The 21141-nt window shown below is 65.7% G+C and carries 24 protein-coding genes; 14 read left to right on the top strand and 10 right to left on the bottom strand.

Going from position 1 to position 21141, the window contains the following annotated elements; all coding sequences use genetic code 11:
- Positions 1-35: 35 nt before the first annotated feature.
- Together tsf and rpsB are read right to left on the bottom strand one after the other, a co-directional pair.
- Positions 36-647, bottom strand: a complete 612-nt coding sequence (gene tsf / locus ML540_RS07595; protein ID WP_243359762.1) for a translation elongation factor Ts — start codon at positions 645-647, stop codon at positions 36-38.
- A 2-nt stretch (positions 648-649) separates the two neighbouring features.
- The gene (rpsB, locus tag ML540_RS07600) at positions 650-1438 is read right to left on the bottom strand and encodes a 30S ribosomal protein S2 (RefSeq protein WP_243359763.1); all 789 of its coding nucleotides are present in this window, start codon (positions 1436-1438) and stop codon (positions 650-652) included.
- A 197-nt stretch (positions 1439-1635) separates the two neighbouring features.
- Here rpsB and ML540_RS07605 point away from each other — a divergent pair, with 197 nt between their 5' ends.
- From ML540_RS07605 to ML540_RS07630, 7 genes are all read left to right on the top strand, one after another.
- A complete protein-coding gene (locus ML540_RS07605) occupies positions 1636-3066 on the top strand; it encodes a hypothetical protein (RefSeq protein WP_243359764.1) in 1431 nt (476 codons plus the stop codon).
- A complete protein-coding gene (locus tag ML540_RS17785) occupies positions 3063-3191 on the top strand; it encodes a hypothetical protein (protein ID WP_279343328.1) in 129 nt (42 codons plus the stop codon). Before ML540_RS07605 ends, ML540_RS17785 begins: the two co-directional genes overlap by 4 nt.
- Positions 3192-3193: 2 nt before the next feature.
- A complete protein-coding gene (locus tag ML540_RS07610) occupies positions 3194-3436 on the top strand; it encodes an acyl carrier protein (RefSeq protein WP_243359765.1) in 243 nt (80 codons plus the stop codon).
- Between the two features lie 14 nt (positions 3437-3450).
- Entirely contained in the window at positions 3451-5046 is a 1596-nt protein-coding gene (locus ML540_RS07615) for an amino acid adenylation domain-containing protein (protein ID WP_243359766.1), read from the top strand.
- Between the two features lie 21 nt (positions 5047-5067).
- Positions 5068-6270, top strand: coding sequence for an MBOAT family O-acyltransferase (locus ML540_RS07620; RefSeq protein WP_243359767.1), 1203 nt, complete (start codon positions 5068-5070; stop codon positions 6268-6270).
- Positions 6271-6438: 168 nt separating this feature from the next.
- Positions 6439-6651 (top strand): hypothetical protein, encoded by a 213-nt coding sequence (locus ML540_RS07625; RefSeq protein WP_243359768.1) that lies wholly within the window; start codon positions 6439-6441, stop codon positions 6649-6651.
- A gap of 69 nt (positions 6652-6720) precedes the next feature.
- Complete coding sequence (locus ML540_RS07630) at positions 6721-7125, top strand: hypothetical protein (RefSeq protein ID WP_243359769.1); 405 nt, start codon at positions 6721-6723, stop codon at positions 7123-7125.
- 219 nt (positions 7126-7344) lie between these two features.
- On the opposite strand, the gene ML540_RS07635 is transcribed toward ML540_RS07630, so the two are convergent.
- The 4 genes from ML540_RS07635 to ML540_RS07650 all read right to left on the bottom strand — a co-directional run bounded on the left by ML540_RS07635 (position 7345) and on the right by ML540_RS07650 (position 10249).
- Positions 7345-8997, bottom strand: a complete 1653-nt coding sequence (locus ML540_RS07635; protein ID WP_243359770.1) for a ribonuclease J — start codon at positions 8995-8997, stop codon at positions 7345-7347.
- 1 nt (position 8998) lies between these two features.
- Positions 8999-9718 carry a lysophospholipid acyltransferase family protein gene (locus tag ML540_RS07640; RefSeq protein WP_243359771.1) on the bottom strand — a complete coding sequence of 240 codons (720 nt, stop codon included), beginning with the start codon at positions 9716-9718 and terminating at the stop codon, positions 8999-9001.
- A gap of 9 nt (positions 9719-9727) precedes the next feature.
- The gene (locus ML540_RS07645; RefSeq protein ID WP_243359772.1) at positions 9728-9940 is read right to left on the bottom strand and encodes a hypothetical protein; all 213 of its coding nucleotides are present in this window, start codon (positions 9938-9940) and stop codon (positions 9728-9730) included.
- A gap of 72 nt (positions 9941-10012) precedes the next feature.
- Positions 10013-10249: a hypothetical protein gene (locus ML540_RS07650; RefSeq protein WP_243359773.1), complete on the bottom strand. Its 237-nt coding sequence runs from the start codon at positions 10247-10249 to the stop codon at positions 10013-10015.
- Between the two features lie 332 nt (positions 10250-10581).
- On the opposite strand from ML540_RS07650, the gene ML540_RS07655 reads away from it, so the two are divergent.
- The 3 genes from ML540_RS07655 (at position 10582) to ML540_RS07665 (ending at position 12530) form a co-directional block, all read left to right on the top strand.
- Positions 10582-11049, top strand: coding sequence for a PAS domain-containing protein (locus tag ML540_RS07655; protein WP_243359774.1), 468 nt, complete (start codon positions 10582-10584; stop codon positions 11047-11049).
- Between the two features lie 216 nt (positions 11050-11265).
- Positions 11266-11799, top strand: coding sequence for a hypothetical protein (locus ML540_RS07660; protein ID WP_243359775.1), 534 nt, complete (start codon positions 11266-11268; stop codon positions 11797-11799).
- Positions 11800-12083: 284 nt separating this feature from the next.
- Entirely contained in the window at positions 12084-12530 is a 447-nt protein-coding gene (locus ML540_RS07665) for a C-GCAxxG-C-C family protein (RefSeq protein WP_243359776.1), read from the top strand.
- Here ML540_RS07665 and ML540_RS07670 read toward each other — a convergent pair.
- On the bottom strand, positions 12527-13435 hold the full coding sequence (locus ML540_RS07670; protein WP_243359778.1) for a LysR family transcriptional regulator: 909 nt from the start codon (positions 13433-13435) through the stop codon (positions 12527-12529). The two genes, ML540_RS07665 and ML540_RS07670, sit on opposite strands and share 4 nt — an antisense overlap.
- A 195-nt stretch (positions 13436-13630) precedes the next feature.
- Between ML540_RS07670 and ML540_RS07675 the strand changes: the two genes are divergently transcribed.
- The 3 genes from ML540_RS07675 to ML540_RS07685 all read left to right on the top strand — a co-directional run bounded on the left by ML540_RS07675 (position 13631) and on the right by ML540_RS07685 (position 17056).
- Positions 13631-14254: a FlgO family outer membrane protein gene (locus ML540_RS07675; RefSeq protein WP_243359779.1), complete on the top strand. Its 624-nt coding sequence runs from the start codon at positions 13631-13633 to the stop codon at positions 14252-14254.
- 258 nt (positions 14255-14512) lie between these two features.
- Entirely contained in the window at positions 14513-15619 is a 1107-nt protein-coding gene (locus ML540_RS07680; protein ID WP_243359782.1) for a D-alanyl-D-alanine carboxypeptidase family protein, read from the top strand.
- A 72-nt stretch (positions 15620-15691) separates the two neighbouring features.
- A complete protein-coding gene (locus ML540_RS07685) occupies positions 15692-17056 on the top strand; it encodes an NAD-dependent succinate-semialdehyde dehydrogenase (RefSeq protein ID WP_243359784.1) in 1365 nt (454 codons plus the stop codon).
- A 198-nt stretch (positions 17057-17254) separates the two neighbouring features.
- Here ML540_RS07685 and ML540_RS07690 read toward each other — a convergent pair whose 3' ends face one another.
- Genes ML540_RS07690 through ML540_RS07700 form a run of 3 tightly spaced genes read right to left on the bottom strand, consistent with a single transcriptional unit; the run spans position 17255 to position 19737 of the window.
- On the bottom strand, positions 17255-17749 hold the full coding sequence (locus tag ML540_RS07690) for a hypothetical protein (protein WP_243359786.1): 495 nt from the start codon (positions 17747-17749) through the stop codon (positions 17255-17257).
- Positions 17750-17776: 27 nt separating this feature from the next.
- Positions 17777-18763 (bottom strand): oligopeptide/dipeptide ABC transporter ATP-binding protein, encoded by a 987-nt coding sequence (locus ML540_RS07695; RefSeq protein WP_243359788.1) that lies wholly within the window; start codon positions 18761-18763, stop codon positions 17777-17779.
- Complete coding sequence (locus tag ML540_RS07700) at positions 18760-19737, bottom strand: ABC transporter ATP-binding protein (protein ID WP_243359790.1); 978 nt, start codon at positions 19735-19737, stop codon at positions 18760-18762. The genes ML540_RS07695 and ML540_RS07700 overlap by 4 nt, the downstream gene beginning before the upstream one ends.
- A 75-nt stretch (positions 19738-19812) precedes the next feature.
- Here ML540_RS07700 and trmFO point away from each other — a divergent pair, with 75 nt between their 5' ends.
- A complete protein-coding gene (gene trmFO / locus ML540_RS07705; protein ID WP_243359792.1) occupies positions 19813-21141 on the top strand; it encodes a methylenetetrahydrofolate--tRNA-(uracil(54)-C(5))-methyltransferase (FADH(2)-oxidizing) TrmFO in 1329 nt (442 codons plus the stop codon).

Raw genomic sequence — 21141 nt, forward strand, 5'->3', positions numbered from 1 at the left:
ACCCAAAAAAAACGGGCCTTGCGGCCCGCTTTTCGTTATTCCCCGGAGGCGTCTTCGCCCAGCTGCATGCGGACGAATCGGCCGATCTGGATGTTTTCCCCGAGGGTAGCCACGAGGTTTTTCAGCAAGTCCTGGATGGTGAGCTTGTCGTCCTTGATAAAGGGCTGCTCCAGCAGGCAGACTTCCTTGTAGTACTTCTTGATACGCCCCTCGACGATCTTCTCGGCGATGTTGTCGGGCTTGCCCTCGGCCTTGGTCTGGGCCATGTAGATGGCCTTTTCCTTTTCCAGCACGTCGGCGGGCAGCTGGTCGGGGGAGACGCAGATGGGGTTCGCGGCGGCCACCTGCATGGCCACGTTCTTGGCGAACTCCTGGAACTTGTCGCCGCGGGCGACGAAGTCGGTCTCGCACTTGATCTCCACCAGAACGGCGATCTTGCCGTTGGAGTGGATGTAGGAGCCGATGACGCCTTCGGAGGTGGCGCGTCCGGCCTTCTTGGCGGCCTTGGACAGACCCTTCTCGCGCAGCCAGGCGATAGCCTTTTCGCAGTCGCCGCCGCAGGCTTCGAGGGCCTTCTTGCAGTCCATCATTCCGGCGCTGGTCTTGTCGCGCAGGTCCTTGACCGCGCTGGCGCTGATCTGAGCCATGATTATTTGTCCTCCTGTTCCACGGCGGCTTCGGTCTCGGCCACGGGGGCGGGCTCGGGCTTGGCCTCTTCGGCTTCGCCGCGGGCGGCGGGGGCCTGATCCTTGCGGGAGGCTTCGCCTTCGATGCAGGCGTCGGCCACGCAGGTCACGAAGAGCTTGATGGCCCGGATGGCGTCGTCGTTGCCGGGGATGATGTAGTCGATGACGTCGGGGTCGCAGTTGGTGTCAACCACGGCCACGACGGGAATGCCCAGCTTGCGGCATTCCTGCACCGCGATCTCTTCACGCTTGGGGTCGATGATGAAGGCGGCGGTGGGCAGGCCGTCCATGTCCTTGATGCCGCCGAGGGTGGCGTTCAGCTTGGTGACCTCGCGGCCGTACATGGAGATTTCTTTCTTGTGGTAGCGCTTGTGGATGGAGCCGTCCTCAAAGGCGGTCTCCAGCTTCTTCAAGCGGTCGATGGAGCCGCGGATGGTCTGGAAGTTGGTGAGCATGCCGCCCATCCAGCGGTTGGTGACGAAGAACTGGCCGGAACGCTCGGCTTCCTTCTTCACGGCTTCCTGCGCCTGGCGCTTGGTGCCGACGAAGATGATGCGGCCGCCCTTGGCCACGGTGTCGACCAAAAAGTCGTGAGCCTTCTGGAAGAGCTTCACGGTCTGCTGCAGGTCGATGATATGGATGCCGTTGCGCGCGCCGAAGATGTAGGGGCGCATTTTGGGGTTCCAGCGGCGGGTCTGGTGGCCGAAGTGGACACCGGTCTCCAGGAGCTGTTTCATGGTGACGTAAGCCATAGCGAATCTCCTTGGGTTTTTTTCCTCCACGCCGGGGTCCGCCCTCCGGCCCTTGCGGGCACCCTCGGGGGTGTTTCCGGCGTGTGTGAAGTTGTGAAGCAGGACTGGCTACAACGAACCTGATCTTTTGGCAAGGGGGAGGTTCCCCTTCGAGGGGGGTTTTTTACGGTTCCGATTTAGGATAGCGGTGCGGGAAGATGAACGTAACCTCGTCCGCGCGAACCGTTCCGGCCCCGGTGCCGGGAATTTTGGCCATGATCCTGGGCTTCTGCCTGGCCTGGGCCGTGTGCGCCCACATTCCCCGCCTTCTCTACGTGGACAACTTCCCGGTCTACCGACGCCAGCAGCTTCCGGCCTACGCCATCTTCGATCCGGCCCGGGCGGACGAGCCCAAATACGCCTTCGTCGGGTCCAGTTACATCATCAACGACTGGGTGGCCAACGACCTGGACCGCGGCGGCTGGCCCGAAATCGAGGATCCGCAGAGCTCCTACGCGGCCACTGCCGAACTGGTGGCGGACGAGGAGTTCGGCGTTTCGGGGCTGGGCTTCTACGACATGGGGCGCCCCGGCCCCGGCTTTCTCGACCATATCTGGTACATCGACCACGCCCTGCGCGCGAAAAATCTCAAGACCATCATCTACGCCAACGGCCAGTCGGGCATGTACCACTTCGAGCCCAACCCGTACGCCGACGTGGACCGGGCCTGCCTGGAAGCCCTGTTCATCCTGGATGGCTGGACCAAGCGTTTCCCCAAGTCGGCCGGAATCATCACGCAGTACATGGATCTCATCCGGAGCTCCGGGGCCTACGCCCGCGGCCTGGATCGCTTCGGGAAAAACTGGCGCGACCGCCTCGATCCGGACAGCGTGCTGCTCATGGACCGCCCCCTGTGGGTGCTGCGCGAGAAGCTCAAGGGCCACCGGAACGACGCCTCGGGTCTGAGCTTCAGGGGCAATCCGCATCTGGCCGTGAACAAGCCCTCCGAGATCCGCGACGCGCTGGTCTGGCGATTGTCCTGGCTGGCGAGGCTCGACGGCCCCGAGCAGCGCAGGCGCACCCTGGAGCTGCTGGACACGGCCGCGCACTTCTACGGCGACCCGCGCCTGGACGCACCGGTACAGCTCAACCCTCCCGTCAGCCCGTTTTCCGGCGAGGAGGCCCAGGCCGACATCCTTTGGACCCGCATGATCGCCGAGGTGCTCCAGGAGGCCGGAGTGCGCCTGGTCTGGTTCTTCCCGCCCGAGGTCAGCATCCCCCCCGCCCAGTACGAGGCCGTCTACAAGCCCGGCGTGGTGGACCCGGTGCGCGCCATCATCACCCCCATGGGGCACGTGGTGTCCGACCACGTGGTGGATCACGGCCTCAACCAGCGCGACTTCCTGGTGCAGCAGTCCACCGACCCGCCCTACAGTTACGGCTACAAGCCCTCGTCCATCGGCAAGCTCAAGGCGGTGCGGCTTCTGCTCGCGGACATGTCCCGGGCCGGGGTGCTGCCGGGCGCGCACGCGCGCGGCGCCTCCTGCTGGCCCGGAGAGGCTGGCCTCCCGGCCGTGAAGATGTGCGTGCGGCCCTTTACGCCGTCCGGCCCGGGCGCCTGCCTGCCCTGGCCCCGGGGGAACCCATGACGCCAAAAGACATCGCCCGATCCGTCCTGGCGGGGATACTGGTATTCATCGCCCTTTCGCTCCTGGTCAATCCCGCCGTCACCGGCGCGCGCATGGCCTGGGGAACCTTCTACGGAGCCTTCTGATCATGAAAGCCAAGACCATGGACGAACTGGCGGCCTTCATCGGCCGCACCCTCAAACTGAAATCCCTCGAGCCGGGGGCGGGCATGGGAACCACCCGGGGATGGGATTCCCTGGCCCACGTGCACCTGATCCTGGCCCTGGAGGAGTGGGCCGGGGTGAGCGTTCCCCCCGAGCTCATGGGCGAGCTGACCACGGTGGAGGCCATCGCCGCGTACCTCGACGCGCAGGGGGTTCTTTCCCGGTGATGCTCCCCCCGGACATGCCACTTATCCACGAACCGGTCTGGCACTGGGCGGGCGCGACCCCCGAAGCTCCCGCCGTGGTGGGCTCACGCGAGACGCTGAGCTATTCGGCCCTGGCGCTTCGGGCCGGAAGGCTGGCCCGCGCCCTCCAGGAAATCGGCTTCACCCAGGGAGCCCGGGCGGGGCTTCTCATGGAGGGCTCCGTGGAGTGCTGCGTGGGGATGCTCGGCTGCCTGCGGGCCGGAGGCTGCTACCTGCCGCTTGCGGTGAACAGCCCGCCACCCAGGCTGGCCGCCGTCATCCGGAGCGCCGAGCCCGAAACGATCTTCACCGTGGCCCAGCACTATCCCCTGCTGCTGCGGGCCCTGGAACTGGCCGGGACCGCGCCCAAGGCCATCTTCGTTCTGGACGGCCCCGTGCCTGACGGCCCGGCGGATGCCCCGGCCGCGCCCTGCCGGGCGGTCTCCCCCGAGGACCTGGCCCACCTTCCGGAACCCGGCCCGTGCCCGTCCATCGCCCAGGACCTGGCCTACATCCTCTACACCTCCGGCTCCACGGGCGAGCCCAAGGGGGTCATGGTCCGGCACTCCAACGTGCGGGCCTACCTGGGCTGGATGACCCGGCAGTTCGCCGTCACTCCGGCGGACCGCTTCTCCGGCCACGCCAGCCCCACCTTCGACATCTCGGTGCACGACATCTTCGGGGCCTTCTTCAGCGGCGCGTCCGTGCACCCTCTGGAGACCCCGGCCCAGAAGGCCTTTCCGGGACCCTTCATCGCCTCGCGCGGCATCACCTGCTGGAACTCAGTGCCCTCGGTGATCGCCATGCTGGTCATGTCGCGCCAGCTGACCCCGGGCGCGTTCCCCGGGCTTCGCCTGGCCACCTTCGCGGGCGAAACGCTCTTGCCGAGCCTGGCCAAGGCCTGGTTGGACGCCCTGCCGCACTGCGCCCTTTACAACAACTACGGGCCCACCGAGACCACCATCGTGTGCACCTGGCACAAGGTGGAACACGTGGACAACGGCAAGCCCATCCCTATCGGGAAGGCCATCCCGGGCAACCAGTGCTTCGTCCTTTCGCCGGGCACCATGCGCCAGGTGGGGCCGGGCATGGCCGGGCGCCTCTTCGTTCGGGGAACGCAGGTCAGCGCCGGATACTGGCGCAAGCCGGCCCTCACGGACGAGGCCTATGTGCCCAACCCGTTGCAGCCGGACATCAACGACGTCCTCTACGACACTGGCGACCTGGCCTACGCCGACGCCGAGGGAATGATCCATTTCCTGGGCCGAGCCGACGACCAGGTGAAGATCCGGGGGCACCGGGTGGAGCTGGGCGACGTGGAGGCCGCGCTCTCGGGCCTGCCGGGCGTCATGGAGGCCACCGTGCTGGCCGTGCGCCAGGACGACGGGATGGAGCTCGTGGCCTGCGTGTCCGGACCGGGCCTGCCCGGGGGCAACGGGGACGCGCTGGTCGGCGCGCTGGCGGAAGTGCTGCCCCCGTACATGCTGCCCGGGCGGGTGGTGTTTTTCCCGGAACTGCCGAGAACTGCCAACGGCAAGACGGACAAGAAGGCCCTTTTGGCGCGTCTTGATGAGACGAAACAGGTTCTTTAGCGGGCGCACCCATTCGCACACATGCTGAACTACTACTCCGAATTGACGTTCTTCGTCCTGGTGATCCCTGCCTTGTGCCTCTATCGCCTGCTCTCCCCGCGGCTCAATCCTGAGGGGCGCGCGGGGCTTTTAGGGCTCATATCCATGGCGTTTCTCGCGCTGCTTCGGGGGGGGCTCGGCCTGTTGCCCCTGGCGTTAGCCGGGGTGGCCTTGCTTTACCTTGGAATGCGGCAGGTGCGCGCGGGCGGCCGGGCCTGGCCGTGGGTCGTTGCGTGGATTGTGCTGTGCGCGGCGGGAAAGCATCCGGTCTACGTGTCCTGGCTGCCGTTTCTGGATGCCGGGGGATCGGGGCTTTCCGGCTGGGGCTGGATGGGCTTTTCCTATTTCGTGTTTCGGGCCATCGACGCCGTCCTCCAGGCCAAGCGCAAGGGCTTCGATCCCGGCCCCTGCACCGTGGGGCTTCTGGGGCTCTATTTCGTCCCCTACGTGTCCGGCCCGGTGAACCGCATCGCCCCTCTGGCGCGGGACCTTGCGGCGCCGGATGCGCCGCTCACCTTCGAGCGGGTGCGCGAGGCGGTGATCCGCATGGGCACGGGCATCGTGAAGATGCTCTTTTTCGCCAAGTGGGCCTATTTCCTGTCCGCGGCCTCCCCGGAGTTCCAGGACGGCCGCCTGCCGGGACTGCCCGGCCTGACGCTGGGGGCCTTCGCCTACTACCTGTACATCTACTTCGACTTCTCGGGCTACACCGACGTGGCCATCGCCCTGTCGGGGCTCTTCGGGGTGAAGCTGCCGGAGAACTTCAACCGGCCCTTTCTGGCGGGCAACATCCAGGAGTTCTGGAACCGCTGGCACATGAGCCTGTCCACCTGGTTCCGGGACTATCTGTTCTTCCCGTCCCTCAGGGCCCTGCGCATGCGCCTGCCCTGGATGCCCGCCCATGCCGCCCAGGCGGGGGCGTTCTTCCTCACCTTCCTGGTCATGGGCATGTGGCACGGCGACGCGGTGAACTGGGTGGTGTACGGCCTGTTCCACGGGCTCTCCATGTCGCTGTGGTCGCTCAAGCGCTCCGCCGAGGACAGCTTCGCGCCGGACTTCTTCGCCTCCCTGCGCGAGAACCCCGCCTATGTCTGGTCCTGCCGGGCCTTCACCTTCTGCTACGTGAGCTTCGGGATGCTGCTCATGCTCGATTTCAAGACGCTGCACACGCTGCTGGCCGGGTAACTCCCCGTCCTGTGCAATCGTTTGCACCAGGACTGTGCAAACGATTGCCCCTCTGCACCTTGCAAACGCCTGATTTCTCAACCTCTTCAGCAATATCGAGGCCTTGCCGGGATGGCACGCCAAATGCTCCTTGCCGGGTATGAATTTCATCCCAAAGGAGTACATCCAATGACCAGAACTTCCCGGATTCTCCATGCCTTGACCGGCATGACCTTGGCGTTCCTGATCGGTTTCGCGGCCATGGCCGCCCAGGACAAGGCGGCCGCGGGCAAGACGGAGCAGCCCGCCGCGCAGTCCCAGGATCATGGCTCAATGAACATGGGGATGGGCATGGGCATGGCGGGCCAGGCGCACACTTTCGCCCCCGGGTTGCCCGGCTAGATCAAGCACCTGCCGTTCGACAAGCAGGAGACGGCCCGGAAGATCTGGCTGACCGACGGCCGGGCCATCGTGGGCTACAAAGAGCTGCTGGCTGCCAAGCGCCATGAGCTGAACGCCGTGCAGGCTCTGCCCGGTACCGACGACAAGGCCGTGGCCGCGCTGGTGAAGGAGATCGCTTCCACCGAAGAGAAGCTGCTCACCGCCGAGATCGGCTTCCGGCGTAAGCTCGAGAAGGAGGGCATCCCCACGTGGGGGCGTTTCGACCACTCCATGCACTCCATGATGATGGGCGAGGACGGCGGCATGGGCGGCATGATGAGCGGCGAGGGCAAGGGAATGATGGGCATGATGAGCATGGGCAAGGACCACGACAAGCAAGGCGCTTCCGCTGACGCCAAGCCCGCCGACACCAAGTCCTCCGATGCCAAGCCTGCCGACGCGGCCAAGGCCCAGGGCGGCCACGCCGGAATGTAGCCTTTCTCCACCAACAAATCAGCCCGGAGCGTGGCTTTGCGCGCTCCGGGCCTTTTCATTTACGTTCTCATCGATCGACGCGAAGCGAAAGGGGGATTCCAAAGGGAGGAACTCCCTTTGGCCGCCGGAGACATCTTTCCGCCTGCGCTTCTCCAGGAACAGCCAGAACCAGGAGAAAAAACATTGTAAAGCATATTCATGTTTTACAATAACAGGGTGTTACAGGCTTATCACCAGCGGCACCACCACGGGGTCGCGCTCCAGCACCTTCCTGAAGAACCTTCTCAGTGACGACCGTATCCGCTCTTTCAGTTTATCCGGATTTCCCGGGGGCATGTTGTCGATGGTGTCCAGGATGACGCACTTGGCGTCCTCCAGCACGTGGGAGTACTGCTGCTCGAAGACAAAGCCTTTCGAAATCAAGTTCGGTCCGATCATGATCTCGCCGGTCTTTTCGTCCATGACCAGCATGACCACCACCATGCCCTCGCCCGCCAGGAGCTGGCGTTCCTTGAGCACGGTCTGTCCCACGTCGCCCACGCCCTTGCCGTCCACGTAGACCTGCTCCACCAGGATGGGGTCTTCCAGGCGGATGCCGCCTTCCTCCAGGAAGGTGATGGGCTGGCCGTCCTCGATGATGATGGCGCGTTCGGGAGCCACGCCGTGCTCCAGGGCCAGGCGGCGGTGCTTGACCAGGTGCCGGAATTCGCCGTGCACGGGGATGAAGAACTTGGGCCGCACGGTGTCGAGCATGATTTCGAGCTCTTCGCGGTGGGCGTGGCCCGAGGCGTGGATGGCCTGGACGCGGTCGTAGATGACCTCGGCCCCGAGGCGGTAGAGCTTGTCGATGAGCTTGTAGATGGCCCGGATGTTGCCCGGGATGAAGCGCGAACTCATGAGCACCAGGTCGCCGGGCTGCACGCGCAGCTGGCGGTGTTCGCCGGCGGCCAGGCGGGAAAGCGCCGAAAGGGGTTCGCCCTGAGAGCCCGTGACCAGCAGAACGGCCTGATCCAGGGGCAGGCCCGGCAGCTCGTCCATGGAGGCCCACACGCCCGGGGGCATGCGCAGGTAGCCCAGGTCGCGGGCCAGCTCGATGTTGGTGGCGAGGCTCTTGCCGGAGACGGCGACCCGTTTGCCCGTGTCGTGGGCCAGGTCGAAGATCTCCTGCATGCGCTGGATGTGGCTGGAGAACAGGGTGACGATGATGCGCCCGGTGGCCTTGCGGAAAATTTCGCCCAGCGACTGCTTGATCTCCATTTCGGTGAGGGCGAAGCCTTCGCGCTCCACGTTGGTGGAGTCGGAGAGCATGCAGGTGACGCCCAGCTCGGAGAAGGAGTGGAAGGCGTCCAGGTCGGTCTGGTGGCCGTCCAGGGGGTAACGGTCGATCTTGAAGTCGCCGGTGTGGACGATGCGCCCGGCCGGGGTCTCGATTCCCAGGCCGTAGCTGTGCACGATGGAGTGGCAGACCTGGAAGAAATTGAAGGCGAAGGGTCCGATCTCCACGCGCTCGTTCTTCTTCACGGGGCGCAGGTCGGCGAATTTGAGCAGGTCGTGCTCTTCGAGCTTCTTGGAAACCAGGGCCAGGGTGAAGGGCGAGCCGTAGATGGGGGCGTCCACGTAGGGCAGCAGCCAGGGCAGGGCGCCGATGTGGTCCTCGTGGCCGTGGGTGAGCACGATGCCCTTGAGTTTGTCCTTGCGGGCCAGGATGAAATCGAAGCGGGGGATGACCACGTCCACGCCGAAGAGGTAGTCCTCGGGGAACATGAGGCCGCAGTCCACCAGGACCATGGCTTCCTTGGTGGACACGGCCATGCAGTTCATGCCGATCTCGCCGAGGCCGCCGAGGGGGTAGAGGGTCACGCCGCCGGACATGTTATCTGCGCTCCTGGTAGGCTTGTTCCATGTGCTCCTTGAGCCAGGTTCTGAACTGTTCGCGCTGCTTCAGGGTGAAGCGCTCCGAGGGGTCGAACGGCTCGAGCGCCTCCACGCGCACCTCGCAGGGCTTGGGAAGGATGGAGTGCTTGGGCAGCACGGCGTGGGAGCCGCTGATGATGATGGGCGCCACGGGCCGCGCGCACTTGAGGGCCATGATCATGCCGCCGATCTTGAATTCGCCGAGATGAGCGGGGTCGAGGCTTCGGGTGCCCTCGGGAAAGATGAGCATGCTCATGCCGCGCTTGGCTGCTTCCGCAGCGTCGTCGATGGCGCGCATGGCTTTGCGGGAGTTCTCGCGCAGGATGGGGATGTGTCCGGTTTTCAGCATGGCCGGGCCGAAGATCGGAATCTTGAAGAGGCTTTCCTTGGCCACGAAGCGCACGTTCCAGTCCCGCAGCACGGCGAAGAGCACCAGGATGTCGAAGTGGCTCTGGTGGTTGGGCATGAACACGTAGGGCACGGACCTGTCCAGGCGGGAGAGGTCCGCGCGCACGCGCACCCCGGCCAGGGCGAGGGCGATCCTGGCCCACAGGCATTCGATGCGGTGGGCCAGGACGGCGTTCTCGCCGATCCCGGCCGTGAGCCAGCACAGGCTGGACACCACGGCCGTGAGGACCGGGAAGATCAGAATGAAAAGCGCTCTATGGACGAGTGCCATCAATGGGCGCTACTCGGCTTCTTCGTCGCCGTGGTCGTGGTCGCAGCCGCAGGCGGTCTCGATGGAGAGCACGATCTCGGTGGCGTCGCGCAGGGCGCCGGAGAGGTCCTTCAGCTGGGAGGGGGTCAGGGCTTCGGCGTCGAGCATTTCGGCGGCCTTGAAAACCACGCGCAGGGCGTTTTCCAGGAGCAGGTCCTGGGGATCGATTTCGAATTCTTCCACGGTGAATCTCCAATAAGATGATGTATGAGGCAGGTCCGATCCGAAGCATGTACCCTCGGGCGGACCAAAAAGCTAGACCTCGGGAGCCAGGTGGCGCTCGATGATCTCCAGATCCTGCGGACGCGACTTCACGCCGAGGGACACCGAGTGGCCGTGCACGTGCAACGCCCCTCCCGAGGTTTCGACGTATCCGGCCGACAGGACGGTGGAGTAGGGCACCAGTTCGCGCATCTCGCCGTGGCTGACCCTGCCCGGGAAAAGGATGGGGGCGGGGTGTCCGGCAAAATCCTCGAAGATGATGTATTTCATGAGCGTCCTCCACGGTGTTGGTAGGCTGTTTTGGCGCGCTTGTCGACTGGCGCGGGCAGGATGCGGCCGCTACGGGCCGCCCGGGCCATCCTCAAGGAGGCGTCGGGCGTCCGACAGGCATGCTGTGACGTTTTCTGCTGCTCCTGTCCGTGGGAGAAAATGGGGCCGCGCTGTTCATGCGGTACGCCAATAATCTTTTGGTTGACGCTTCCCAGTGGCAGTGGCAACGCTGATGCGTCAATGCGGATCGTCGTAAGCTAGGCGCTCCGCTGCAACAGGGTGGTGTTCTGCCTCTTGGAAACGGACATCCGACTGCCGTTGCGAGGTTCACCATGGACACTGGCGATTTCGGTTTTGGCGGACCCAGGCTTCCATCTTTCTGTCTTCAGACGAACCATGTGGAGTTCGCCAGGACGCATGGAGAGCTGCTCAACAGCGTGGCCTTGCCGGTTGCGGTGCTCAACGGCTACTGGCAGATCGTCTTCGCCAACCGCGACTTCCTTCGTGTATTCCGCAGCGTTCCGCAGGAAGACATCCTGGGCTCCCGCGTGGGCGAGGCGCTGGGCTGTTCCAACGCCAGCATGTCCTTGAGCGGTTGCGGCACCTCACCCGCCTGCCGCGAGTGCGACTTGGCCATCGCCCTCTACGTCCCATGCCCGGACGGCCGGGAACTGCCGGCCAGAAAGGTGCGCACCGGCGGCGATTCCCTGGTCGAACTGGCGGAGGTGGCCTGCCGCTTCCTGGATTTCGATGACGGGACCCTTCGCATCTGCACCTTCGTGGACCTGACGCTCAGATAGGGCCGCCCGGTCCTCCCGCCCCTTCGGCACGTCACGGACGCGTTCCCTTGCGGGGCCGCGTCGCCCGTCGCCGCCGTGCAGTGCATGTCTCCCGAACGCCCGCCCGCCATGCAAATGTAACGTTAAAACCCTTTACAAGTGACGCGCGAGAGCCTAATTACATCGGGCTTTGCAGTGCGAATATATAGAAAATTCATATATATCGAGAGTTTATCAATGAACCAGGTTCCTATGAACCTCCGCCGTCTGGTGGCGGACGTTCTCCCCAAGGGTTTCGAGGTGGCCAAGACCGGCGAGGAGCTTCCCGCCGGTGGCTACGCCTATTTCTATGTTCTGGACCCGTCCAAGCGCCGCCGCACCTTCTCCCACGCCACGCCCACCCTGGACGAACTCTACGGCGAGATCCGCAAGCTGGCCGTGGAAGTGCGCCGCCTGGACTACTGGAAGCGTAAATCCGAAATCACCGACGCGGACATGGACGCCCTGGTCGCGAGCGTGTGCACCAACATGCCCAAGCTCAAGGGGCAGCGCTGGGGCTACGCCGCCGAGGACCTGACCACCCCCTGCTGCGGCACCAGGATTCCCGCCGGAAAGTGGTGGATCCACGAGGACGCCGGCATGTTGGGGCAGTTCGCGCCCCTCGCCAAGGCCGAGGGGTCGCCGGACGTGGTGTTCATGGACGCCCCGGACTTCGCCCGCTACCTGATCGAACGCAAGGAGTCGCGCTTCGAGCGTTCCGTGCGCCAGTAGCCCCCGCCGGGCAAAGATGCTTTGAAAGCGCTGGACGGCTTGCCCGCCCGGCGCTTTTTTTGTTTGCCGGCGCTGCGTGCCGCGAAAGGCGTCCGCCTTCCGGCCGGCGCAGGCCTGCTTCACGGGGGCGTGGCCAGCGTATTCCCGGCGCGTCGCGGAAGGCTGGTGATCGTATTTTCCGAACACCCCTTTCGGTTCTATTCGTTGGGCACCGAGCCCCATTCAAGGATATCTGCGCTCCTGATCCGGTTTTGACCGGCACAATTGTTACCAAGGAGTGCTCGATGTCGTTGAATCTCGAAGATGCGGTCGTCAAGAACCTGGAACGCGGCTACCTGTGTTCGGAAAGTGTGATCAAAGGCGCGGCCGAATACCTGGGCATGCCCTGGGAGCACCTGCCTGCCATCGCCACCGGGCTTGGCGGGGGCATCGGCGGCACGGCCGGGGTGTGCGGCGCCCTGACGGGGGCGGTGCTGGCCCTGGGGCTGGCCACCGGGCGCAATGCCCCGGACCAGGACTTCTACGCCTGCGCGGGCCTTGTCCAGGAACTGGTGGACCGCTTCCGGGAGCGCTTCGCAAGCACAGATTGCGTGGACGTCCTGGGGCTCGACCTCCGCACGGATGAAGGGCGAATCCAGGCCATGGCCAAGGGATTGCCCAATCTCCCTTGCAAGGAGTGCTGCCTTTTCGTCGCGCGCTACATCGCCGAGAACACATCCCCGTCGCGTTAGGCCGCGCCGGGAGGCCGCTTCCGGGCGGGGGCGGCCTCCCGCCAGGCGTTCCTGAACAGATCCATGAAGAAGGTCAGGGACGGGGACATCCACTTCTCCCGATGCCACAGCATGTTGACCGGCAAATCCACAGGCAGCCCATGAAGGACCAGTTCGGCCAGCACGCCCGAGTCCAGCTCCTGCTCCAGGGCCACGCGGGGCAGCAGCGCACATCCTCCTGCGGTGTTCCGGAGGGAATTCTTGAGCGCGGCAAGGCTGCTGAAATCGATCCACACGTTTCCCTGCACGCCGTTCTGGCCGAGGAAACGTTCGAGGACGGCGCGGCCGGATGAATCGGAGGAGGCGCAGAGCAGCATGCGTCCGGCCAGATCGGGAGCCTCGATGCGTGCCGGGCCGGTTCCCCAATCCGCGGCGTTTCCCGCGAGGACCAGCTCTTCGCCGCCGATCTTCTCGATGAAGCAGTTCTCGGCTGGCCTGGCCTCCCCAACCACGAAAGCCAGGTCGAGCCCTTTCTCCAAGTACCTTTGTACATCGTGCGTCGAGCTCCCCCTCAGCCTGAGGCCCATGGCCGGATGCTCCTGCCGGAACAGAGGCAGCAGCGCCGGGAAACGATAGGCGGCCAGGGTTTCAGGCATGCGGATCGCGAGCATTCCCTGGCGGGCGTGCTCGCCGGCGGCGGCCGAAGCGCTCTCCCGGGCCAAGGCCAGCAGTTTCAGGGCGTAGGGAAGAAATCGCTCGCCCGCCTCGGTGAGGCGTATCCCCTTTTCCAGGCGGTCGAACAGCCTGAGCCGGAGCTCCGCCTCGAGAGCCTGGATCTGGGCCGACACCGTGGACGGAGCATAATGGAGCACTTCCGCCGCCCTGCGGAAGCTCAAAAGCCCGGCGACCGAAACGAAAGTCTTCACGTTCCGCAATTCCATGCGTCCAGGCTAAGCCCACTCGCCCGAGAAGGAAAGGACGTTGCCCCCTCCGGCTTCCAGCGGCGCGCCGGCGCGGCCGAGGGACCGTTGCCCGTCAGGGCCATTTCGGACGCCACCGCAGCCCTCTCTTGCGGCCCGGCTCCCTTCCGAGTATGTTCCGCCCGGTCTGGAGGCCCGTCCATGCGCAAGTTCGCTTATCTTTTAGTCTTCTTCGTCCTGGCCCTGCCCGTGCTCGCACAGGCGCAGGCCAAGCCCGCCCCCCGCAAGATCGCCATCCTGGAGTTCGACCCGGTAACGGCCGAGGCTGAGAAGGACAACCTGGGCCGGGTCACGGCCGAGTTCCTCATCACCGCCGCCGTGAATTCCGGTTCGTTCAGCGTGGTGGAGCGCGCGGCGCTCAAGAAGGTGCTGGACGAGATGCAGTTCGGCCAAGGTTCCAACGCTCCCGGCACGGTGGCCCAGGCCATCGGTTCCATGGTGGGGGCCCAGGGCGTGCTCACGGGGTCGGTGGCCAAGACCGGCAACTCGGTGCGTCTGGACGCCCGGCTGGTGGACGTGGCCAGCGGCAACATCGTGGCCGCGCGCAACGCCTACGCCAAGGCCGACCTGCGCTCCATCGCCACGGCCGCCGAACTGCTGGTGAGCCAGCTCGAGGGCGACGTCTCGCGCCTCACGCCGCCGGAACAGAAGCCGGAGGCCAAAGCCGAGCCCGCACCCGCCCCGAAGCCTGAAGAAAAAAAGCAGGAAAATCAGGGCGATGCCATTCAGGGGAAACAGCCCGAGCCCCAGGCGCAACAGCCCTGACGCGCCTCTGCACTGCACTGTTGCAGCCCGTCTGGTGACTGCAACATTACAGCAGTGATATGTTGCGTCACTCCCGAATTGAAAAAATTGGTTGCATCAAAGGCTTGGTCCGCGCTAAGGGGGTGCCGTCTTGTACGACGCAGACGCACCCTGCCAGCCAGGAATGACCGGGCTTACGCATTGGGCCGCGAACCGTCCCCGGAACCAGGGGCGGGCCACGACGCCAACCGGCTTCCAGCCGCCAAGGAGATCGACCGAATGCGCAGATGGACGGTGTTCGCAGCCGCCTTGATCATCCTCACCATGCTCTTCCAGGTCCAGCCCGTGCTGGCCAAATCCGGGACATCGGAGAAGAAGAGCGACAAGCAGGTCCACAGCCCCTCCAAGTCTTCCTCCTCGAAGTCGGCGTCCTCGTCGAAGGCGTCAAAAAAAGAGGAAAAGAAGCACTCCTCCAAGGATGCCTCCAAGAAGGAACCCGCCACGCAGGAGCACAAGTCCTCCCGCAAGGGCAAGAAGAGCCACGGCGCCGAGGCGCTCGCCAGGCCCGCCGCGGTCCCCCTGCCGGATTCCTTCAAGGGCGAATTCGGGGTGGACACCAAGGCCGCCTTCGCCGTGGACATGGAGAACGGCAAGGTGCTCTTCGCCCAGGAGCCCGACGCGCCCATTCCGCCTGCTTCGCTCACCAAGGTGCTCACGCTCTACCTGCTCAACGAGCGTCTGAAGGCCGGAACCCTGCGCCTGGACGAAGTCGTCACCGTGAGCCAGGAGGCCAGCCACGCCGGCGGTTCCACCATGCGCCTCAAGACCGGCGAATCCGTCACGGTCGAGGAACTCATCAAGGGCATCGCCGTGGCTTCGGCCAACGACGGCTGCATGGCCATCGCCCAGTATCTGGGCAACGGCGACTACCATCCCTTCGTGGAAGAGATGAACCGCAAGGCCAAGGAACTGGGCATGACCAACTCCCAGTTCTTCAATCCCAACGGCCTGCCCGCCGAGGGCCAGGTGACCACCGCCCGGGACATGGCCACTCTGGCCCAGGCGTACCTCACGAAATTTCCCGAGACCCTGTCCATCCACTCCATGACCGAGTTCACCCACAACAACCGCGTGCGCCACAACTCCAACTCGCTTTTGGGCAAGGTGGAAGGCGTTGACGGGCTCAAGACCGGCTTCGTCTGCGCGGCGGGCTTCAACATCGTGGTCACGGCCCGGCGCGGGGACACCCGTCTGGTGGCCGTGGTGCTCGGGGCCAAGAACCGGCGCGTGCGCGAGCGCGAGGCCACCCGTCTGGTGGAGGAAGGGTTCAAGATCGTGGCGGCCGAAAAGGGCCAGTCCGGCAAGCACGTGGCCATGATCCACTAGACAACTCCCAGCCGATACGGATACCCCAGGCGTCCGGCCCATGGCCGGACGCTTTTTATTTAGAGGCTTTCCATGATGCAGAGCATAAATCCGGCCACGGGGCAGCTCGTGGCCGAGTATCCCGAGCATACCCCCGCCCAGGTGGAGGCCATCCTGGCCGGCAACCACACGGCCCTGCGTTGTTGGCGCACGCACAGCGTGCGCGAGCGCGCCGCCTGCCTGCACAAGGCTGCGGACATCCTCGCCGAGCGGACCCAGGAGCTGGCCGGGCTGATCACCCTGGAGATGGGCAAGCCCGTGGGCGAGGCCCTGGCCGAGATCAAGCGCTGCGTGAACGTCTGCCGCTTCTACGCGGACAGCGCCGAGCAGATGCTGGCCCCGGAATATCCGCCGGGCGCGCCTCCCGACGCCCGTATCGTGTTCGATCCGCTGGGGTCTGTCCTGGCGGTGATGCCCTGGAACTTCCCCTTGTGGCAGGCCATGCGCTGCGCGGCCCCGGCGCTCATGGCGGGAAACGCCTTCCTGCTCAAGCACGCCCCGTCCGTGACCGGCTGCGCCCTGGCCCTGGAGAAGGTCCTGGCCGCGTCCGGCCTCCCGGAGGACCTGTTCAGGGTGCTGGTGGTGGCCGAGGACCGGGTGGCCGGAATCATCGCGGACGCGCGGGTGCGCGCGGTGAGCCTGACGGGCTCCTGCCGGGCGGGCGCGGCCGTGGCCGAGGCGGCCGGGCGCTCGCTCAAGAAGGCGGTGCTGGAGCTTGGCGGCTCGGACCCGTTCATCGTGCTGGAGGACGCCGACCTGGACACGGCGGTGCACACTGCCGTGGGGGCGCGTTTCTACAACGGCGGGCAGACCTGCGTGTCGGCCAAGCGTTTCCTGGTGGCCAGGGCGGTGCTCGCGCGCTTCGAGGAGCGCATGGCCAAGTCCGTTAAGCTTCTCAAGATGGGCGATCCCACGCATCCCGAGGTTCGCATCGGCCCCATGGCCCGCAGCGACTTGCGGCGCAACCTGGACCGCCAGGTGCGCGAGTCCGTGTCCATGGGGGCCCGGGTGGTGGTGGAGGGCGGGCCGGTGGACGGCCCGGGATTCTACTTCCGGCCGGTTGTGCTCTCCGGAGTGAAGCCGGGCATGCCGGTGTTCGACGAGGAGGTCTTCGGGCCCGTGGCAAGCATCATTTCGGTCACGGACGCGCAGGAGGCCCTGCGGCTGGCCAACCAGACCCGTTTCGGGCTCGGGGCCAGCGTGTGGAGCCGGGACGTGGCCAAGGCCACCAAGCTGGCTTCGTTCGTCGAGGCCGGGACGGTGGCCGTGAACACCCTGGTGAAATCCGACCCCAGGCTGCCCTTCGGAGGGGTCAAGGATTCGGGCTTCGGGCGCGAGCTCGGGCGCCAGGGGCTGATGGAATTCGTCAACGTGAAGGTCATGCGCATCCCCGGCTGACCTCTTCTCTCCCAGACGCAACGACGGCTCCCGGGCATGCCCGGGAGCCGTCGTTCTTTCATTCGCGCGTGTTCGCCGGGGCCATCGCCCCGCATCGAAACCCGCGCCCTTCACAATACCCTTAACCGGGGATTCCAAAGGGACTTAAGTCCCTTTGGCCGCCGGAGGCATCTTGCTCTTCCTGCCTTTATCCCCTGCCTAATGGGTGGTCTTCGCCCTCGAGACGTTGTCGGCGGGAGACTGTTCCAGCTTGGCGATGAACTCCTGCACCTTGTCCATGAGCTTCCAGTTGGTGAACATCTCCAGCCAGTCGTCGAAGCTGAGCTGGCGCTCGTCCAGGTAGGTCTCGTGGCCCTGCAGCCAGAGGCCGAACAGGTGCAGCTCGATGCGGAAGGGCTTGGAGTCCATGGCCTTGGTCACGACTCCGGGGGGGTACTTGTCGCCATCGAGCAGACGGCAGACGAAGGCTCCCACGTTCTGCATGCAGGCTTCGATGGAGAGCTCCTTGCCGGAGGCCTCCTCCAGGAGCGGGGTCAGGTCGGGGTACTTGGCGCGGCAGTCGTCGAGCACGTCCGCGGGCATCTCCAGGAAGGGTTTTCCGTCCTTCTCCACGGTGTAGTAGAAGCGCGCCCAATGTTCGAACATGAACACGCGGATGATGTCTCTGACGACGAGGGTGTCTTGGTCCAGCATATCGCAAAAGCTCCTTGTCTTAATTTTTCAATTCTTGTGGCAGCGCACGAAGTGGCCGGGCGCTGCCTCCCGCCAGGGGGGCGGGGTTCCGAGACAGTCCCGGTCCGCCTCGGGGCAGCGCGGGGCCAGGGCGCACGGGCCGCCCGCGTTGAGGGCCGTTTCCTGCACGGACGACGGCGCGGCGTGGCCGGCCCTCGGGTCCGGGGCCGGGATGGCCGCCAGCAGCATGCGCGTGTAGGGGTGCAGCGGCTCGGCGTACAACCGGTCCGCGGGTGCCAGCTCCATGAGCCTGCCCGCGTACATCACGGCGACCCGGTCGCTCAAGTGGCTGACCACGGCCAGGTCGTGGGAAATGAAAAGATAGGTGAGCCCCAGGCGGGTTTTGAGGTCCTCCAGGATGTTGATCACCTGGGCCTGGATGGACACGTCCAGGGCCGAGACCGGCTCGTCGCAGACCACCAGCCTGGGGTTCAGGGCCAGGGCTCGGGCGATGGCGGCGCGCTGTCGCTGGCCGCCGGAAAACTGGTGCGGATAACGCCCTGCGTGGTCGGCGGTGAGGCCCACCATGTCCAAAAGCTCCAGCACGCGCCTCTTGCGCGAGGCGCTGTCTCCCACCTTGCGGGCCTCGAGTCCCTCGGCCACGGACTGGGCCACGGTCATGCGCGGGTCCAGCGACGAGAAGGGGTCCTGGAAGACCATCTGGGCAAGCTCCGGCATGGCCTGGGGCAGGTCCGGGTCCTCCCAGAGGTCGCGCCCGTCCATGAGGATATGCCCGCTGGTGGGGGGCTCCAGGCGCACGGCCATGCGCGCCAGGGTGGATTTGCCGCATCCGGATTCGCCCACCAGCCCCACGGTCTCGCCGTGGGAGACGGACAGGTCCACCCCGGCCACGGCCTCCAGCTCGGCCCGCGCGCTGAAGACGCCCCGGCGGACGGAGTAGGATTTGCGCACGTTCCTGAATTCCAGGCAGGCGTTCACGCGCGGTTCCTCATGCGGCAACGGCGGCGCGGTCATGCCCGGCCTCCGTCGCCGTAGAGCCAGCAACGGACTTCACGCCCGGCCTCTGGCCTGAAGGTCGGCGGAATCTCGCGCGAGCAGCGCGCGAAGGCCCGGGGACAGCGCGGATGGAAATGACAGCCGGACGGCAGGGCGGTCAGCGGGGGCACCGCTCCCTCCACCGGGGTGAGGCGCGTGTGGCGCGAACCGAGCCTGGGCAGCGAGGCCATGAGTCCCTGCGAGTAGGGGTGCAGCGGGCCGTCGAAGAGGTTCTGCACGGGGGAAAGCTCCACCAGCCTGCCTGCGTACATCACGCCCACGCGTTCGCAGGTGCGGGCCACCACGCCCAGGTTGTGGGTGATGAGCAGCATGGCCAGCCCGTGCGCCTGGGCCAGGGAGTCCATGAGCTCGAGAATCTGTTTCTGGATGGTCACGTCCAGGGCGGTGGTGGGCTCGTCCGCGATGAGGAGCTTGGGGCCGCAGGCCAGGGCCATGGCGATCATCACCCGCTGGCGCATGCCGCCGGAAAGTTCGTGGGGGTAGGCGTCCAGGGTGTCCTGGGGATTTGGCAGGCCCACCTGGGCCAACAGGTCGGCGGAATGCTCGCGAGCCTGGGCCTTGGTCATGCTAAGGTGCAGCATGAGCGGCTCGGCCACTTGGCGGCCCACGCGCATCACCGGGTTGAGCGAGGTCATGGGCTCCTGGAAGATCATGCCGATCTGCGCCCCGCGCACCCGCCGCAGCTCCTCGGGGGAGGCCGCGGCCAGGTCGCGGCCCTTAAACAGCACGCGCCCGCCGGTGATCCTGCCCGGAGGAGGCACCAGCCCCAGGATGGAGAGCGAGAGCACCGTCTTGCCGCAGCCGGATTCGCCCACCAACCCCAGGGTCTGTCCCTGGTCCAGGGCGAAGCTCACCGCGTCCACGGCGGGGGCCGGGCCGTCCGAGGTGGTGAAGACCGTGCTCAGGTTGTCGAGTCGCAGGAGGGGTTCCATTTTTCCCTTGTGAGCCGCGTGTTGGACCCGTAAACGTAAGTCTTTCGCGCTTATTAGGCAAGGAGGCCGGGTACGGTGAAGACTTTTGCGGTGGTGGGTGGTGGTTTGGCCGGGTGCGAGTGCGCCGTGGTTCTGGCGCGTTCGGGCGCCCGTGTCACGCTTTTCGAGATGAAGCCCGGACGCATGAGCCCGGCCCACGTGAGCCCTGACCTGGCGGAGCTGGTGTGCTCCAATTCGCTGCGCTCCGACGACGCGGACAGCGCCATCGGATTGCTCAAGCGCGAGATGGAGAGCCTGGGGAGCCTTACGATCGAGGCGGCGCGGGCCACGGCGGTCCCGGCGGGCAAGGCCCTGGCCGTGGACCGCGAACTCTTCGCGGCTTACGTGACCCGCAAGGTCGGCGAGGAGCCGAACATCACCGTGGAACGCCGCGAAATCACGTCCCTCGACGATCCGGCACTGGCCGGGTTCGACGCGGTGGTGGTGGCGGCCGGTCCTCTGGCCTCGCCGGAACTCGCAGGGAGCCTCGCGGCGGCCATCGGAGCGGGCAGCCTCTATTTTTATGACGCCATCGCGCCCATCGTGTTCGCCCACTCCATAGACCGGGACAAGGTGTTCTCCCAGTCGCGCTGGGAGGAAGGCGAGGGCGACTACCTCAACTGCCCCATGGAGAAGGACGAGTACACGGCCTTCCATCAGGCGCTGCTCGACGGCGAAAAGGTGCAGCCGCGCGAGTTCGAGAAGGAGATCCACTTCGAGGGCTGCATGCCCGTGGAGGCCCTGGCCGAGCGCGGCTTTAAGACGTTGGTGTTCGGGCCGCTCAAGCCCGTGGGGCTCACCGACCCCAAGACCGGCAGGCGCCCCTACGCCGTGGTGCAGCTGCGCCCGGAAAACGCGGAGATGACCACCTACAACCTGGTGGGCTTCCAGACCAAACTCAAATACCCGGAGCAGGAGCGGATATTCCGGATGATCCCCGGTCTTGAGAAGGCCGAGTTCGCACGGCTCGGGTCGATACACCGCAACACGTACGTGGACGCGCCCAAGGTGCTGACCGCCGATCTTGAGCTTGCCGCGCGGCCGGGAGTGTACCTGGCCGGGCAGATCACCGGGGTAGAGGGGTATGTGGAGAGCGCGGCCTGCGGCCTGTGGCTGGGGCACCATCTGGCCAGGGGACTGACCCCGCCGCCGGAAGAGACGGCCATGGGGGCGCTGCTGGCCCACCTGCGGCGGCCCGCAAAGAAGTTCCAGCCTTCAAACGTGAATTATGGGCTCACGCCGGACTTGACCGAGCGGGCCAAGAAGGATTCGCGCAAGGCGCTCTATGCCGCGCGGGCCAGGACGGCGTGGGGGGAATGGGGAATAAAATGTTCGATGTGTAGCGAAGGGGCAAGTGCTGTTTAG

It is taken from the genome of Fundidesulfovibrio terrae (assembly GCF_022808915.1).
In the GTDB taxonomy this organism is placed as follows: Bacteria; Desulfobacterota; Desulfovibrionia; order Desulfovibrionales; family Desulfovibrionaceae; genus Fundidesulfovibrio; species Fundidesulfovibrio terrae.

Excerpts from the sequence above, each read along its gene's own strand:
- tsf (WP_243359762.1), bottom strand. The coding sequence starts at position 647 with ATGGCTCAGATCAGCGCCAGCGCGGTCAAGGACCTGCGCGACAAGACC.
- rpsB (WP_243359763.1), bottom strand. The coding sequence starts at position 1,438 with ATGGCTTACGTCACCATGAAACAGCTCCTGGAGACCGGTGTCCACTTC.
- ML540_RS07605 (WP_243359764.1), top strand. The coding sequence starts at position 1,636 with ATGAACGTAACCTCGTCCGCGCGAACCGTTCCGGCCCCGGTGCCGGGA.
- ML540_RS17785 (WP_279343328.1), top strand. The coding sequence starts at position 3,063 with ATGACGCCAAAAGACATCGCCCGATCCGTCCTGGCGGGGATACTGGTA.
- ML540_RS07610 (WP_243359765.1), top strand. The coding sequence starts at position 3,194 with ATGAAAGCCAAGACCATGGACGAACTGGCGGCCTTCATCGGCCGCACC.
- ML540_RS07615 (WP_243359766.1), top strand. The coding sequence starts at position 3,451 with ATGCCACTTATCCACGAACCGGTCTGGCACTGGGCGGGCGCGACCCCC.
- ML540_RS07620 (WP_243359767.1), top strand. The coding sequence starts at position 5,068 with ATGCTGAACTACTACTCCGAATTGACGTTCTTCGTCCTGGTGATCCCT.
- ML540_RS07625 (WP_243359768.1), top strand. The coding sequence starts at position 6,439 with ATGACCAGAACTTCCCGGATTCTCCATGCCTTGACCGGCATGACCTTG.
- ML540_RS07635 (WP_243359770.1), bottom strand. The coding sequence starts at position 8,997 with ATGTCCGGCGGCGTGACCCTCTACCCCCTCGGCGGCCTCGGCGAGATC.
- ML540_RS07640 (WP_243359771.1), bottom strand. The coding sequence starts at position 9,718 with ATGGCACTCGTCCATAGAGCGCTTTTCATTCTGATCTTCCCGGTCCTC.
- ML540_RS07650 (WP_243359773.1), bottom strand. The coding sequence starts at position 10,249 with ATGAAATACATCATCTTCGAGGATTTTGCCGGACACCCCGCCCCCATC.
- ML540_RS07655 (WP_243359774.1), top strand. The coding sequence starts at position 10,582 with ATGGACACTGGCGATTTCGGTTTTGGCGGACCCAGGCTTCCATCTTTC.
- ML540_RS07660 (WP_243359775.1), top strand. The coding sequence starts at position 11,266 with ATGAACCAGGTTCCTATGAACCTCCGCCGTCTGGTGGCGGACGTTCTC.
- ML540_RS07665 (WP_243359776.1), top strand. The coding sequence starts at position 12,084 with ATGTCGTTGAATCTCGAAGATGCGGTCGTCAAGAACCTGGAACGCGGC.
- ML540_RS07675 (WP_243359779.1), top strand. The coding sequence starts at position 13,631 with ATGCGCAAGTTCGCTTATCTTTTAGTCTTCTTCGTCCTGGCCCTGCCC.
- ML540_RS07680 (WP_243359782.1), top strand. The coding sequence starts at position 14,513 with ATGCGCAGATGGACGGTGTTCGCAGCCGCCTTGATCATCCTCACCATG.
- ML540_RS07685 (WP_243359784.1), top strand. The coding sequence starts at position 15,692 with ATGATGCAGAGCATAAATCCGGCCACGGGGCAGCTCGTGGCCGAGTAT.
- ML540_RS07690 (WP_243359786.1), bottom strand. The coding sequence starts at position 17,749 with ATGCTGGACCAAGACACCCTCGTCGTCAGAGACATCATCCGCGTGTTC.
- ML540_RS07695 (WP_243359788.1), bottom strand. The coding sequence starts at position 18,763 with ATGACCGCGCCGCCGTTGCCGCATGAGGAACCGCGCGTGAACGCCTGC.
- ML540_RS07700 (WP_243359790.1), bottom strand. The coding sequence starts at position 19,737 with ATGGAACCCCTCCTGCGACTCGACAACCTGAGCACGGTCTTCACCACC.